Annotated in this window: 11 protein-coding genes; 5 read left to right on the top strand and 6 right to left on the bottom strand. The window is 70.4% G+C overall.

Annotated features, from left to right (window positions below; translation table 11 throughout):
* The first annotated feature begins 107 nt into the window (after nt 1-107).
* The 3 genes from ACIQZO_RS26845 to ACIQZO_RS26835 all read left to right on the top strand — a co-directional run bounded on the left by ACIQZO_RS26845 (nt 108) and on the right by ACIQZO_RS26835 (nt 4,354).
* Complete coding sequence (locus tag ACIQZO_RS26845) at nt 108-2,162, top strand: ATP-binding protein (protein ID WP_403630742.1); 2,055 nt, start codon at nt 108-110, stop codon at nt 2,160-2,162.
* Nucleotides 2,163-2,522: 360 nt separating this feature from the next.
* On the top strand, nt 2,523-3,659 hold the full coding sequence (locus ACIQZO_RS26840) for a hypothetical protein (protein WP_403630739.1): 1,137 nt from the start codon (nt 2,523-2,525) through the stop codon (nt 3,657-3,659).
* 125 nt (nt 3,660-3,784) lie between these two features.
* Nucleotides 3,785-4,354, top strand: a complete 570-nt coding sequence (locus tag ACIQZO_RS26835) for a sigma-70 family RNA polymerase sigma factor (RefSeq protein WP_403630737.1) — start codon at nt 3,785-3,787, stop codon at nt 4,352-4,354.
* A gap of 41 nt (nt 4,355-4,395) precedes the next feature.
* Here ACIQZO_RS26835 and ACIQZO_RS26830 read toward each other — a convergent pair whose 3' ends face one another.
* Entirely contained in the window at nt 4,396-6,135 is a 1,740-nt protein-coding gene (locus ACIQZO_RS26830; RefSeq protein WP_403630735.1) for an ATP-binding protein, read from the bottom strand.
* A 419-nt stretch (nt 6,136-6,554) separates the two neighbouring features.
* Between ACIQZO_RS26830 and ACIQZO_RS26825 the strand changes: the two genes are divergently transcribed.
* Nucleotides 6,555-7,298: a trypsin-like serine peptidase gene (locus ACIQZO_RS26825; protein WP_403630732.1), complete on the top strand. Its 744-nt coding sequence runs from the start codon at nt 6,555-6,557 to the stop codon at nt 7,296-7,298.
* A 107-nt stretch (nt 7,299-7,405) separates the two neighbouring features.
* On the opposite strand, the gene ACIQZO_RS26820 is transcribed toward ACIQZO_RS26825, so the two are convergent.
* The 3 genes from ACIQZO_RS26820 to ACIQZO_RS26810 form a co-directional block, all read right to left on the bottom strand.
* Nucleotides 7,406-7,873, bottom strand: a complete 468-nt coding sequence (locus ACIQZO_RS26820; protein WP_403630730.1) for a cupin domain-containing protein — start codon at nt 7,871-7,873, stop codon at nt 7,406-7,408.
* Nucleotides 7,874-8,040: 167 nt separating this feature from the next.
* On the bottom strand, nt 8,041-9,003 hold the full coding sequence (locus ACIQZO_RS26815) for an alpha/beta hydrolase (protein WP_403630728.1): 963 nt from the start codon (nt 9,001-9,003) through the stop codon (nt 8,041-8,043).
* An 86-nt stretch (nt 9,004-9,089) separates the two neighbouring features.
* Nucleotides 9,090-10,019 carry an NADP-dependent oxidoreductase gene (locus ACIQZO_RS26810; RefSeq protein WP_403630726.1) on the bottom strand — a complete coding sequence of 310 codons (930 nt, stop codon included), beginning with the start codon at nt 10,017-10,019 and terminating at the stop codon, nt 9,090-9,092.
* A gap of 147 nt (nt 10,020-10,166) precedes the next feature.
* On the opposite strand from ACIQZO_RS26810, the gene ACIQZO_RS26805 reads away from it, so the two are divergent.
* A complete protein-coding gene (locus tag ACIQZO_RS26805) occupies nt 10,167-10,703 on the top strand; it encodes a MarR family winged helix-turn-helix transcriptional regulator (protein ID WP_403630723.1) in 537 nt (178 codons plus the stop codon).
* Between the two features lie 73 nt (nt 10,704-10,776).
* Here the strand turns inward: ACIQZO_RS26805 and ACIQZO_RS26800 are convergent, their stop codons facing one another.
* On the bottom strand, nt 10,777-12,216 hold the full coding sequence (locus ACIQZO_RS26800) for an FAD-dependent oxidoreductase (protein ID WP_403630720.1): 1,440 nt from the start codon (nt 12,214-12,216) through the stop codon (nt 10,777-10,779).
* 108 nt (nt 12,217-12,324) lie between these two features.
* Entirely contained in the window at nt 12,325-14,310 is a 1,986-nt protein-coding gene (locus ACIQZO_RS26795) for a BTAD domain-containing putative transcriptional regulator (RefSeq protein WP_403630718.1), read from the bottom strand.
* Nucleotides 14,311-14,409: the final 99 nt, after the last annotated feature.

Genomic DNA, 14,409 nt, shown 5'->3' with positions numbered 1-14,409 from the left:
TCACCCCGTACCGTTGGCCGGGTCTTCCAGGAGCCAGTTCCGTTGCGACGAGGGGCACTTCGTGCCCCGGCCAGGATTCACACTCGGGAGAGAGGGCCATTCAATCGATGAGCGGGAACGAAGGCGTCATCGACGACAGCCTGACCGTCGGCCGGGATCGTGCCTTCGTCGGGCGCCAGGCAGAACTCGCCCTGTTCAAGGCAGCGTTGGCGGGCGACGCGCGCGCCTGCCCGATTCACTACCTGCACGGGCCCGGCGGTATCGGCAAGTCGATGCTGCTGCGCCGTTTCGCCAGGGAGGCTCACCGGGCGGGCCGGACGGTCGTCGAGGTGGATGGCCGGACCGTCGACCCGACGCCGGAGGGCTTCGCCGCGGCAGCTGGTCCGGAGGTGAGAACCCCGGGAGTGGTACTGCTCGTGGACACCTTCGAGAAGTGCCAGGGGCTCGAGGGCTGGCTGTGGGAACGCTTCCTGCCGCGACTGCCGGCCGGCGCACTCGTCGTGGTGGCCGGGCGCAATGCCCTCGACCCTCGCTGGACGGCCGATCCGGGGTGGATCGGCCTGCTGCAGGTCTCTTCCCTGCGTAACCTCGCGCCGTCGGACGCCACCGCGTTCCTCACCACGCGCGGCGTGTCGTCCCGCGTCCACACGACACTGTTGTCGTTCACCGGCGGCAACCCGCTCGCACTCGCGCTGGCGGCCGCCCTCGCGGTCAAGGACGAGGCGGCCACGTCCGGTTGGCGCCCCGACCAGGACGCCGTCGCTCTGCTCCTGCCCCTGCTGATCGGCGACACGCCGAGCTCTCTGCACCGCCAGGCGCTCGAGATCTGTGCCCACGCCTACGTCACGTCCGAGTCCCTGCTCCGCGCTCTCATGGGCGACCACGCGCCGGAGCTGTTCTCCTGGCTGCGTGTCCAGCCGTACATCGAGACCTCGGCCGCCGGGCTCTTCCCGCACGACGCCGTCCGGGAGTCACTGGAGGCGGACCTGCGGTGGCGCGACCCGGACGGGTTCGCCGCGATGCACGGACAGATGCGCCGTTACTTCCTCTCCCAGGTCCGCGCCGTACCCGAGTCCCGGGTGCTCCAGGCCACCGGAGCACTGACCTACCTCTACCGCGGTGACGGCCACATGTCGGAGTTCAATGACTGGCGCGACGCGGGCCTGTTCCAGGACCAGCCGTACCGCCCGGACCATCGCGACCGCGTGCTGGAGCTGGCCAACACGGCTGAGGGCGAGGAATCCGCAGCGATGGCCGCTTTCTGGCTGGCCCGTCGGCCCGAGGCGTTCCGCGTGTACCGGTCGACCCAAACCGGTGAGGTCCTCGCGTTCTCCGCCTGGCTGCGCATAGCGGAGCCGGAAGGCCTGGACGTCGATCCGGTGGTCGCCGCGGCCTGGCGGCACGCGCGGACGAACGGGCCGCTCAGGCCGGGCGAGCACATGGCTCTGGCTCGCTTCTCGGTGTACCCCGACGAGTACCAACTCCCGTCCGCTCCGATGACTTTCATGCAGTGGCGCGCCACATCGGAGTACATTCGCGCCGACGGGCTCACCTGGTCGTACGCGGTGATGCGGGACAATGGGTCCTGGAACGAATATCTGCGGGACCTCAACCTGCTGCCCGCCGACGAACGGCCCGCGGTCGGCCACCACCGTTATGCACTGTTCGGCCACGACTGGCGCGCGCAACCGGCCGACGCCTGGTTGCAGGAGAAGAGTGCAGCGATGCTGTCGGGCGCGCCCATGCCCCCTACCCCGTCGTCCGCGCGTGGCGGGCTGGTGGTGCTGTCACGGCCCGAGTTCGACGCGGCGGTCAGGGAAGCGCTGCGCACGTTGCGCAAACCGGCGGTGCTCGCCGGCAATCCACTCAACCGCAGCAGACTGGTTGTCGATGGCCGACTCAGTCTGTCCGAGGTTCTTGCCGCCTCCGCCGAAGCCCTGTTGGACGAGCGCAGTGGCGAGAAGCGTCATCGGGCGGTGGCCGCTACGTATTTCAGAGGAGCCCCCACGCAGGAGGCGGCCGCGGAGCGTCTCGGACTGCCGTTCAGCACCTATCGGCGACACCTCACATCGGGCATCGACAGAATCAGCGATCTGCTGTGGCATCACGAGCTCCAGGGCACCGACCTGGCGAGCACAGGGGAAGCGGGCCGGCCCGCCTGACCCGGCCGCCATGGAGATGACTGCGGTGCCCGGTGCCCGGTGCCCGCTGCACCGCGGTGGAGGGACGCTGGTGATCCCGCTCGCCGGTCCTGTCGGACGTGCCGAGAGGCAAGGTGAGCAGGAAACCGGTCTGTGAAGTGAGCAGTGGATGTCGACATGCTCATGCCCTTGAGTACGGAGAAGGGTTGTGGGATGCATGTTGTGGTGTGCGGTGCGGGTCCTGTGGGCGCAGTGGTGGCCCTGCTGCTCGCGGCAGAGGGACATCGAGTGACGGTTCTCGATCCACGTCCCGTCCTTTCCTCTGCGCAGGGGCCGGATGCCCGGGGGCATGGCGAGGGCGTCTCCGATCAGCTGTGGGCGGTGGGGGAGGGGCCTCTCGTACTGCTCGCCGAGGCCATGCGCATGATGTCGGGCGAGCTTCCCGCCGTGGCGCGAACTCTGGCCTCTCTGAACGCTGTTGGTCACGGCGAGCCGAATCCTGTCGTACACCGCATGCTCATCGCCGGCGTTCTGGAGGACGAGATGTCCCGGACCGAAGGCATCAGGGTCGACCGCGGAGTCCGCGTTGCCTCTCTCCTGACAGGTAAGGAGCGTCTGCCCGGCAGGCCGCACATCCAGGGCGTCCTGACGGACGGAGGTGAGGCCGTGCTCGCCGATCTGATCGTCGACGCGGCAGGCCGAGGCTCGAACATGGTCAGACAACTGAGCGAGATCGGCGCTCCCCGGCCTCGGGAAGAGCGACAGGACAGCGGTATGCGCCTCTACACACGGCGCTTCGACTCACCCGGGACGTGCCCCGGCACCGCAAGATGGTCCCTGCGCCACTTCGACGGCGTCACTGTGGCGTCGGTGGCGGCGGGCCGGGGGACCTGCTCGATGACCCTGGGCATCAGCGACGAGGACCTCCAGCTCTACCCGCTCGCCGAGGCGTCCGCGTGGAGCCGGGCTGCAAAGCTCTACGAACCGCTGCTGCCTCCCCTCACCGGGAAGCCTTGGCCCGGTGTATGGGTCACACCTCGGGTGGAGAGCAGCTACCGGCGGTTCGTTCTCGGCGGTCGACCGGTGGCAACCGGAACGGTGAGCGTCGGAAACGCGTGGGCGGCGGTCAATCCCCTGCTCGGTCTGGGGCCGTCCATGGGACTGCTGCACACCGTCCTGCTGAGGGACGCCCTGCGCCAGGCCGGTGTCGAGGACACTGTGGTGCGCTTCGACCGTCTCACGCAGGAACTGCTGTCACCGCTCCACCATCGGATCACCGACTGGGAGGAACGGCTCCAGGCGCGAAACGGAGGCACGTCGGGGAATCCCTCTCCCCCCGCCGCGGTGCCGGAGGACGAGATCGCCCGGCATGACGCCACCCCGGGCACCCCGGTGACGCTGGCGCGGGACCTGCAGGTCCGATTCTCACTGATCTCGGCCGACGCGGAGTCCTCCATCCGGACTGGTCCGTCCCGTGCGCGGCTGGTCGAGGCCCTCGCCCGCAGAAGCGTCACGTAGGTGTGGACGACACCGGCGAGCCGCAGCACTGGTACGCCGGTCCGAAGCCCGGCGTACCCCGGCCCCGAACAGGAATGCGCAATGTCACGCAACCGGTCCATTGATCAAGCAAAGGGTGTCAGTACATGAGGCGGACTTCGGAAGCCGGAACACCGATACCCGGTGCCATTGCCACCTTCCCGCAGTCCGACCCCTGCGAGGACTTCGTACACGCCGTTTACCACCACCACGCCACACCCCTTCTGCGCTACGCGGCCCGCCTCCTCAACGGCGACTGGCACAAGGCCGAAGACTTTCTCCAGGAAGCCGCTGCCCGCGCCTGGAGGAACTTCACCACCACCACCGACCCCGTCTCCATCCGCCCGTGGCTGTTCACCGTCGTCCGTAACCTCGCCATCGACCACTACCGCGCCCGTGCCGTCAGGCCGCCCGAATCCCCACCCGCCGACGACCTCAACCTGCCTGTCGATGACGCCATCGACTCGATACTCACCAGCCAGGTCATCCTCGACGCGCTCGGCCGGCTCACACCTTCCCATCGCGACGTCATCGCTCTCGTCTACTACCGCGGCTACAGTGTCGCCCAAGCCGCCCAAGCCCTCGGCGTGCCTACGGGAACCGTCAAGTCACGCAGCTACTACGCCCTGCGGGCGCTGCGCGACACCCTCCGCGCGACGGGCATCACCCACTCCTGAAGCCGTTCCGCCCGGGTGTCACCGGGCGCCTGCCGTAAGAGTCACGCCGGGTCTTCTGCGACGACCGCGGTTCCGTTGAGTTCGCTACGCCACAGCAGGTCGATGAGATGCTCGATTCCGCTGGTGAGGTGCCTGCGGTAGGTACTGAACGGCAGTCCGAGACGCTCTGCTGCGGCCTCTTGGGTCGGGGTGCCCGCGAGGTACGTCGTGGTGAGGGCACGGTGGTGCTTGTCGCCCGAGCGCCCTTCCCGAAGGGCATCGACGCCCTTGGTGAGCAACGCGGACAGAGTCGTGGCGCTCTGGGTCAGCACTCGGCTGTGATTGAGGGGGTTGCGGGCGAGCGCGTCCGGGCGTCGGATCGCACGGAGGGCGTCGCGCACTGCAGTGTCGAACTCCGGCCTGGAGAGCACCACAAGTTCCGCGTGTTCCCCGGAGGGGGACGATGCGCCGCGCCTGAGCTTGTGGGCCAGGATCGTGTTCGACCTCTCCTCCAGCCATGGTCCGACAGGCTGCGCCCGCCAGTCGTGGCCGAACAGGACGTACGGGTGCGGACCGACGCGGGGCCGGCGGCCGACGGACGGCATCGCGAAGTGGTGCATGTACGCGTCCCAGTGCCCGTCGTCGCGCTTGACGACGAACGTCCAGGCCTGCCGGTCGGCCCGGAAGATCTCGCCCAGCCCCCGCCAGTGCATCAGATCCATGGGTGGCGAGGTGCGCTGGTACACCGGTGGGTGGACATGGAATCGGGCCAGAGCGATGTACTCGCCGGCCCTGAGTGGTGCGGCCGACCGGGCATGTGCCCAGGCCGCATCGACGATCGGGTCGATGCCGGTGCCCAGTGGCTCTCGCAGGCGCAGCCACGCGAAGAACGCGACGATCTCACCCGTCTGAGTGGAACGGTAGACGCGGAACGCCTCGGGCTGCTGGTCGAGCCAGTACCGGCAGATGTTCGCGGACTCCCCGCCTTCCGCGGTTTCGGCCAGCTCCAGCACACGTTCGCGGTCTTCCTCCACGTACGGCTCGTCCTTGACGTGGTCCCCGTCACGCCACTTGTGGAAGTTGGCCGAGGCTTCCTTGCGGTAGAGGTAGATGAGGGGGCTGGTGGCCTGGAGCAACTGCGCATCGGAAACCTTGCGTACCCGCTCGACGAGGTACTGGTGAACGGCTCTGTGCATGTCGGCGAAGCCGTCGGGGTCCCGCCAGCGCAGATCGGCTTCGAGTGCCTCACGGAGCACGTCGTGGGGGAAGAGGCCCGCGTCCGTCGCTTCGATGAAGGGCTGCTGGCGCAGCCAGGCGAACAACCCGGGAGCCTGTTCGCCTACGAGGGCCCGGAGCAGTGACTCCGAGGTGACGTAGGAGTGCGCACAGATCTCCAGGGCCCTGCGGTGCGCCGGGGTGGGAATGTCACCGAGCAGCTTGGACAGCAAGGTGGCGATGACGTCCTGACTGGGCTTCCAGCCGGAGTCGACTCCGCCCTCTTCCCTGACGGCCACGGCCGCCGCCAGCGAGAGGGCCAGGGGGTTGCCGCCGGTGAAGGACAGTACTGCCTGATGAGCCCCCTCCGGCAGGCCGCGCGCGTGCAGCAACCGGGCGGCGTCGTCGGGGGGCAGGTTCCGCAGGGACGTCACGCGCAACAGTTGCGACCACCCGGGATCCGAGGTCCAGCGGGCGTCCGGCGCGCCGCGCCCGGCAAGCACCACCACACTGCCCACGGGGAGGCCGAGGAGGAATTCGTTGCGCAGCCAGCCCTCCAGGCCCTGGCAGCGTTCGAAGGTATCCACCAAGAGCACCACTCCGGGCTCCGCCGGGATGTCCCCGACAGCCGCAGTGAATCCCTGCGGAGTGGGAGCGACCGTCCGGCCGTCCACCTCGATCACGGCGCGCCCTGCCCGAAGTCCCTCACGAGCCAGCCGACGTAGAAGGGTCGACTTGCCGATTCCCCCCGGCCCGTGCAGGAAGTGAACGGGGCAGGCTCCGGGTTCGCCCGCCAATGCGGACCGGAACAACGCCAGCTCCATGTTCCGGCCGACGAACGCCCGGTCGCGCGCCGCCTCCAGCACATCCCCTAGCGCACCACGCTGACGCACACATTCCCCCTTGGTCACCTCGCAGCTCAACCGTATGGGAGGACCCGGCAGGCCGCCCAAGATTCACAGATTACCGGCCAGTAGGTCGCCTGCTCCCGGCCCCGGAAGCTGCTGTGGAGCGGGGTCACTTCGACAGCCCGGACGGACCACAGACCTGCTCCGGCACCGTCGTGCGGGACCCCGCCCGTCCGGGCCGCTCCAACCTTGTGTGGACCGCGGGCCACTGCGTCCATGCCGGGCGTGAGGGCGGCTGGTTCCGCAACATCGTTTTCGTGCCCTCGTTCAACGACAAGGCGCTTCCGGCGGATGCGCTCGAGCGCGCCTCCGCGGGACAGATGGCACCGTTCGGTACCTGGTGGGCCGACTGGGCCGCCACCTCGGACCAGTGGATCGACGAGGGCACGTCCGAAGGCGGCAACGGGGCGGCGTTCGACTTCGCCGTACTGCACGTCGCACCCGCTCCCGGGTCTGGTGCCCGGTCACTGGAGGAGACCGTGGGCTCGGCGCTCCCGGTCGCCTTCAACGGCCTGGCGGTGCAGGACGTGAACCTCGTCGGCACATGGGGGTACCCGGCGGCACCGCCGTTCGACGGGGCCACGATGCACTCCTGCGCGGGCAAACCGGGCCGCCTGTCGCTCAAGGACCGTGAACCGACGCTGTACCGGGTGGGCTGCACCATGACGGGCGGTTCCTCCGGCGGTGGCTGGTTCGTGGTCGGCACGGACGGACGGCCCGCTCTCGTGTCGAACACGTCCGTCGGCCCCGACCCGTCGGTCTGGCTGGCCGGCCCCTACCTCGGCGATACGGCCAAGGCCGTACTCGACAAGGTCAGTATCCGGTTCGGGTCCCGCGGGTAGTCCTGTTGGACGGAACTCTGAGGACCCGCTGTGGCTGTGGCCGCAGGAGCGGAGGTCGGGCCGGTCAGCCGGAAGCGGCCGGCTCTGAGCGCCACGCGCGGCCGTGTTCAGCGGGGCGGGCCGACGATGGTGTTGCCGCGCAGAGCGGCGGCTTCGGCGAGTTTGTCCTTGGTGATCTCGAAGCCGTCCGGGCGGGGGGTGGTGATGTCGCGTCCGGCGTGCCGGAACATCTCTTCCATGCCGCCCGGGGTGGCGATGACCAGCAGGTCGGCGCGGTCGGAGGTGATGCGGTAGCCGTGGGGGATGTTGCGGGGCAGGTAGATGACGCCGCCCTCGGACAGTTCGTGGCGTTCGTCACCGACCCAGACCAGCGCTTCGCCTGCGAGGAGGAGGAAGACTTCGTCCTCGCGGGTGTGGAGATGGAACGGAGGGGCTTCGTCCTTGGGGACGTCGAATCGGCCGACGGTCAACTGTCCTTCGGTGGCCTGGCTGTCGAGGAGGATCGTGAACAGTCCACCGCCGATCCATTCGAGTGTCTGCTGCTCGTCCCGTTGGGCGAGGTAGGGGATCGTCATGGCGGCATCCTTGGGGTCGGGCCGCAGGCCGCCGCACCGGTGTGGGGCGGCCTGCGGCGTCGATGCGGGCGGGCCCTGGGGCCCGGGCGTTCAGCGAGGACGTCAGGAGCAGCGGTGTGTCCAGCGTTTGGGCAGTGCGGGTCGGGTCCGGCGCCCGGGTCTCCGGCTCACAGGGAGCCGAGCGCTCGGACACGGTCGGTGATGACGCGCCCGGCGGCGTCGGAGTTGAAGGCGATGCTTTCGAACTCGTGCGGCACGCCGGGGTGGAGGTGGAACTCGACGGGGACGCCGGCCCGGCTCAGGCGCAGGGCGTAGGTGAGGGCTTCGTCACGGAAGATGTCGAGCTGGCCGATCTCGATGTAGGCGGGCGGGAGGCCGGCGGGGTCGGCGATCCGGGCGGGGGCGGCATGCGCGGGGACGTCGGCCCCGCCCGCCCGGTCGCCCAGGAGTGCTTCCCAGCCGGTGCGGTTGTCATCCCAGGACCACAGCACGAACGGCGCGAGCTGCGGGTCGGGGGTCAGGTTGCGGTCGTCCAGCATCGGCATGACGAGGATCTGCTTGGCGATCGCCGGGCCCTGGCGGTCGCGGGCGAGGATGGAGACCGCGGCGGCCAGGCCGCCGCCGGCGCTGTCGCCGAACACCGCGATGCGGGCGGGGTCGACGTTCAGTTCGGCGGCGTGATCGTGCAGCCAGATCAGGGCGGAGTAGGAGTCCTCGACGGGGGCGGGGTGCGGGTGCTCGGGGGCTAGCCGGTAGTCGACGGCGAGGATCGGGGTGCCGCTGGCGGAGACGTAGCGGGAGATCGATCCGTCGAACAGGCCTATGTGGCCCAGGATCATGCCGCCGCCGTGGAGGTAGACCGCGGCCGGGCCGGGCTCGCCGACGGCGGCCTTGTCCTTGCGGGTGTACCAGCGCAGATCGATCTGGGCGCCGTCGAAGGTGGTCAGGCGGTAGCCGGTGGAGGTGACGTCGTCGGGGGTGGGCTGGGCGGTGTCGGTGTGGCCGATGAGCCCCTCCAGCACGGCGCGGCGTGCGGCGACGTCGCCGACCGGCGGGGGTGTGGCGTCGGCCATGGCGGCGGCCATCGGGGCGAGCGCTTCGGCGACCTGCGGGTCGAAGGTAAAAGACAAGACGACATCTCCTTGGAACGGCCGGAAGTACACGGCATGGAAGGTGGATCAGCGAGCCGTCCCGGCCGGCGGCCGGGCGACCGCGGTCAGACGGTGATGACGGTCTTGCCGGGCAGCCGGCCCTCGGCGGCCGCGGTGTGGACCGCAGGCAGGTCGGCCAGCGGGCGCCGGTCGGCGATGTGGAGGTGCAGGTCGCCGGAGTCGACAAGGGCGACCAACTCGGCGAGCAGGTCCGCGTCGCTGCGGGCGAACACCCGTGCCGTGCGTACCGCCCGTGCGGGATCCGGGTCCGCGTCGGTGGTCGTGGACACCAGCACGCCGGCGTCGGCCACCAGGCCGACCAGCTCCGCGGTCTCGGCAGGTGAAGTCGTCACCAGATTGAGTACTACATCGAAGGCCCCCACCCCGGCCTCGGCGAGGGGCGTGGCGGTGTGGTCGACGATCCGGCCGGCGCCATAGCCGCGCAACCGGTCGGCGTGGGACGGGCTCGCGGTCGCGGTCACCACGGCCCCGGCCCGCACGGCGAGCTGGACCGCGTACCCGCCGACGGCTCCGCCTGCCCCGTTCACCAGCAAGGACTGGCCCGCGGCGAGCCCGGCGTACTCGAACAACGCCTCCCACGCGGTCAGACCGACCGACGGCAGCGCCGCCGCGTCGGCCAGGCCGACCGCCTTCGGCGCCGCGGCCAGCACCTTCGCGGGGGCGACCACATACTCGGCGGCCGCTCCGGGCCCGTTCATCGGCAGGAAGCCGACCACCGCGTCGCCCACGGCGAACCGCTCGACACCGTCTCCGAGCCCGGCGACCGTCCCGGCCACGTCGATCCCCGGCACGTGGGGAAGGTCCAGCGGGAAGACCTCCTGCAAATATCCGGCCCGGATCGCCGCGTCGACCGGGTTGAACGTGGTGCCGGCCACCCTCACCAGCACCTGCCCCGCGCCCGGCGCCGGACGGTCCACCTCCTCGACGCGCAGGACCCCGCTGCTGCCGTAGCGCTCGTAGCGCACTGCCTTCATGACTGCCTCCCAGAAATTGCTTCGATGTCGAAGCGACTGTTGCCACTCTAAACATGCTTCGATCCCGAAGCAATATCGCTGAAGGGTGTGACGTGCGCCATGCGATTCAGGGATACGCTTCGATGTCGAAGTACTTAAGATGGGCGGATGACTCCCGACAGCACCCCGGACACCGGCGCGCTCCGGCCCGAGCAGCTTGGGACGTACTTCGCGCTGATGGAGGCCGTGAGCCTGCTCCAGCGCGCCGTCGAGCAGCAGCTCCAGGGGGAAGGTGACCTCAGCTACGTCCAGTTCCAGCTGCTCGCGCGCCTCGCCGATGCCGGCAGACCGCTGACCATGACCGATCTCGCGGACGGCGTCGTCTACAGCCGCTCCGGGCTCACCCACCAGGCCGGACTCCTGGAGAAGGCCGGACTGATCACCCGCAAGCCTTCCTCCAGTGACCAGCGCGCCACGATGGTCACCCTCACGGAGGAGGGCCTCGCCCGGGTCGGCCGAGTCCTGCCCGGCCACATCGACGTCACCCGGCGCCTGCTCTTCGCCCCGCTCGGCGACGACGATGTGGAAGCGCTCGGCGGCATCATGACCCGGGTCCGCGACCACATGCGCCACCAACCGGACAGCACCGCCCGCGGCCGGCGCGCCGCGCCGAAGAACCTCCGGGGCGCGGTCCCGACCGAGTAGCTCGCCCTCGCGCCCGGGACGCCGCCCGTCGGGAAGGGGCGGCACCGGGACCGACCGGTGGGCAGCGGAAGGCCTATGAGGCGGAGCCGCCCTGCTGATCGTCGCGCACCGCGGCGAGGATCTCCTCCCGGTTCGGCCCCGGTGCGCTGTAGCGGGGGGCTGCTGCCGAGAGCGTGATGACCCGCTCCACGAGGCCACTCTTCATGAAGGCCTCGTCCGCGGATGCGAGCATCGAGCCGACGTCGCCCATGGCGCGCAGGATCTCAGGGTCCTTCAGGAGGACGGAGTCCACGGCCGTGCGCAGCGCCCAGCCCGGATCATCCGTCTCGTAGTGCTCGCCGCGCATCTCGGCATCGATCTCCGCGATGCGGTGCCGGCTCCAATGGGAGTCCTCCTCCCACATGGCCCCGCACTCGTCGTCGATCTCACGGCTGACGCGCAGGGCGAGCTCTACGGCATCGGAGGTGCCGAGCAGGCGGAGCACGTCACGCAGCAGCGCCGCATGGCGCAGCCCGGTCGTCATGCCCATACCGAACTGGGGGTTGGTCGTCATCCGCGCGTCCCCGATCGCCACGATGCCCGTGGTGATCGGCTGCCCGTCGACGACCAGGCCACGCCGGGTGTTGTGGGTCCCGCCCATGACATGGACGTCGGTCAACGGGATGCCGCGGTTCCAGTGGGCGGCCTGGGGATAGAGCGCAAGCACGCGGTCCCACACCTCCACGCGACTCAGCGGACGGAGCTCTTGGTCCCGGTCCGAGGTAACCAGCGTCGCCGACCAGGTGTCGCCGTCTCCCGGCGCGGTGACGACGGAAATGCTGTTGTGGTGGGAGAGGGGCCAGGGCCGGGGAGCCGGCACCCCCCGCTCATCGGCGCGGAAGTAGCGCGTGTAGTAGCGGAAGCCCGCTTCCTCGCGGACGACTTCGGGCTCGACACCCACCTGTGCGAGCAGGTCGGGCACCTCCGTGCGCCGCCCGGAGGCATCGACGACGAGGTCGGCCTCGACGCGCACTCCGGAATCGGTCATGACGCCGACGATGTGCGGGCGGCCGGACGTCTGGGACTCTCCGACGAGCAAGGACACCACCCTGGTCCCGCCGAGGATGTGCACTCCTGGCGTATCGGTGGCAGTTGCAAGGAGCGTGGCCTCCAGCACCGGGCGCCGGGCAGTGACGGTCTCGAAGCGCTCGTCCCCCGCTTGCCGCGGTCCGACACCCGCCACGCTCCAGGCACCGGAGATCATGTTGTACGTGTTGCCGCCCGCCTCGCGTATGCGGTCGACGGCGGCCGGCAGCTCCTTCTCCAGGAGGAGGAGGCCGGCCGGCATCAGGATGTGCGTGTGCCCGAACTGCTTGACGCCGGGCCGACGCCAGTCGCCGCCAACCGTTGCCTCGATCGTTCGCGCGGCGGTGGCGTCGCGGTCGAGCACGGTGACGAGGTGTCCGTCTGCGGCGAGAAGCATCGAGGCGGTGAGGCCGACGGGGCCTGAGCCGATGATTACCACGTTGGCCACTGGAACTCCTTGCGTTGGGAAGATGCCTCACCATCCGCCGGAGAACTGCTCACCTACCAGCCCGCTTTACTGCTCAGTTGGCGCGGCGGGCGGGCCCGACGCAGGTCATCACGTCTTCCGGAGCGCGGCGGCGAGCTCGCCGAGGTACCCCGCGACGGGGCCGCTGGTGAGCAGACCGCTGCCGGCGCCGGCAAGTTCGGCCCGGGCCGGCGTGAGCGCGGCGTGAGCGCGTTCCATCGTGGCCCGGTCCGACACGGCAAGCGCCGCTCGCGCCACCACGGACCACAGGGCCTCGAACAGCAGGCCGGGAGGAGGATCCGGGAGTTTTCGCAGAACCGCGGTGGCCTTGTCCCCGAGGCCTTGGGCGACCAGGAGCAGGGGAGCCACCCACGGCTCGTGCGGCCCCCAGTCGGCCTGTGCGTAGATCTGCGCGTACTGTGCGTCCGGCGGGCTCTGCCCGTGCCGCATCCGCAAGCACAGCAGGGCCAGTGGCAGAAGCCCATGTTCCAGGCCGGGCATGCCGACGCCGTGGAGCCGGGCCGCGGCCTCCCGAAAGGCGGCTTCCGCCTCTGGCGCCGGCCCGGTCGCCGCGCGTCCCAGCGCCCGGTACCACTGGGTGAACACTCCCGCCAGCGGCAGCTCGTTCCGCTCGGCCAGGCGGTCCACCGCCGTCGCGTGGCGGTCCGCTCCCGGGAAGTCGGCCAGGGCACTGCGCGCCTGGAGGCGGATGAGGTGCCCGAGCACCTCGTACGTGACCATCCCATGCCTCGCGGCCAGGGTGATCAGCTCCGTGCCGATCCTGTCGCGGAGCGGAGACAAGCCCGCCCGGTAGAAGGTCTGCATGAACACGCCGTTGAGCGCGAACGCCAGGAGGGCGGGGTCGTCCAGGTCGCGGGCGATCTGCTCGGCCTGCCGGGCCGCCTGCAGCCCGCGCGCCGAAGCGCTCCCGCGTGACTCCAGGGCGATCGTGGCCAGCAGCCGGGCTCGTGCCACGTCGTGCCCGCCGGGCCGGAGGGTCTTCAAGGTGCGCTCCGCCGCTGCCACGACGTCCGCCGCATGCCGGGGGTCGTCCACCCGCGTCCAGATCGCCGGAACGTCATAGGCGCCGATCACGCGCGCGGTCAGGTCCGGGTCCCTCAGCTCTTCGGCCGCCGCGATGACGGCCGAGCGGTGCCTACGGGCCACCTCCAGGCCGCCGCCACCCGTCACGGCGAGATTGCGCAGCAGGCCGACGGTCGATTCCAGCCGTGCCCGGGCGCCGGATGCCAGCGTGCGGTCGTAGGCGGCCGACGCCTCCGCCCACACGGTGTCCGCCGCAGAGATCGTCCCGGGAGTCCGGTCGAGGTGGTGTTCCTGGGCAAGGATGTCCGCCTCCAGGCGGCGCAGTCCCGGGCCGGGATCCACCCCCAGTTGCTCGACCAAGATCTTGCGTGCACGGCGCAGCACCGCGAGCGCGTCGCCCTGGCGGCCCGTGCGGTACAGCGCGAGGGCCAGGAGTCGCCACGCGTCCTCGCGCCAGGGGTGCTCGGCCACGTGCGCATCCAGATCCGGAATCGCGTCCGCGCCACGACCGAGTGCCAGGCGGACCTCCGCCTGGCACTCCAGGGCGTGCAGCCTCAGCTCGCCGAGGCGGGAACGCTCGGTGCGGGCCCAGGCCTCTTCGGGGAAATCCGCGAGGGCCGGGCCCCGCCAGTAGCCCAGAGCCTCAGCGAGCCGGTCGAGCGCCTGCTGCGGCGGCAGGGTGCGCGCGGCGGCGACCGCCTGCTCGAAACACCAGCTGTCGACGGAGCCGCGCTCGACGCGCAGCGCATAGCCAGGACCCTCGGTGACCAGGAGGCGAGCCGGCGTGCGGGGCCGGCGCTCTGGTTCCAGGGCTCGCCGCAGCGCGGAGACGAACGTACGGACGGTCCCGACCGCGTCAGCGGGCGGTACTTCCCACAGGTCGTCCACCAGGCGGGTGACGGGGACGACCCGGCCCCGGGCGACGATCAGCCGGGCCAGCACGGCGCGGTGCCGTGGGCCCTTCAAAGCGATCGGTCCGCCCTCGTCGTCCCAGGCCGTCACCGGCCCGAGCATCCCGAATGTGACATTCACACCTGACCGCCTTCCCGCTCGCCCTCCGGTGCCAAGTTATAGGTCGCTCATTCGATGCTCATCCGGGGCCTCCAGGGTGGAGACACCAGCCCGCCCACG

The sequence above is a fragment of the Streptomyces sp. NPDC097617 genome (assembly GCF_044761485.1).
Lineage (GTDB): Bacteria > Actinomycetota > Actinomycetes > Streptomycetales > Streptomycetaceae > Streptomyces.
The sequence above is the reverse complement of the archived record's forward strand: the minus strand, read 5'-3'. Positions and strand labels throughout refer to the sequence as shown.

Coding starts and splice junctions, on each gene's coding strand:
- ACIQZO_RS26845 (WP_403630742.1), top strand. CDS start 108: ATGAGCGGGAACGAAGGCGTCATCGACGACAGCCTGACCGTCGGCCGG.
- ACIQZO_RS26835 (WP_403630737.1), top strand. CDS start 3,785: ATGAGGCGGACTTCGGAAGCCGGAACACCGATACCCGGTGCCATTGCC.
- ACIQZO_RS26820 (WP_403630730.1), bottom strand. CDS start 7,873: ATGACGATCCCCTACCTCGCCCAACGGGACGAGCAGCAGACACTCGAA.
- ACIQZO_RS26810 (WP_403630726.1), bottom strand. CDS start 10,019: ATGAAGGCAGTGCGCTACGAGCGCTACGGCAGCAGCGGGGTCCTGCGC.
- ACIQZO_RS26805 (WP_403630723.1), top strand. CDS start 10,167: ATGACTCCCGACAGCACCCCGGACACCGGCGCGCTCCGGCCCGAGCAG.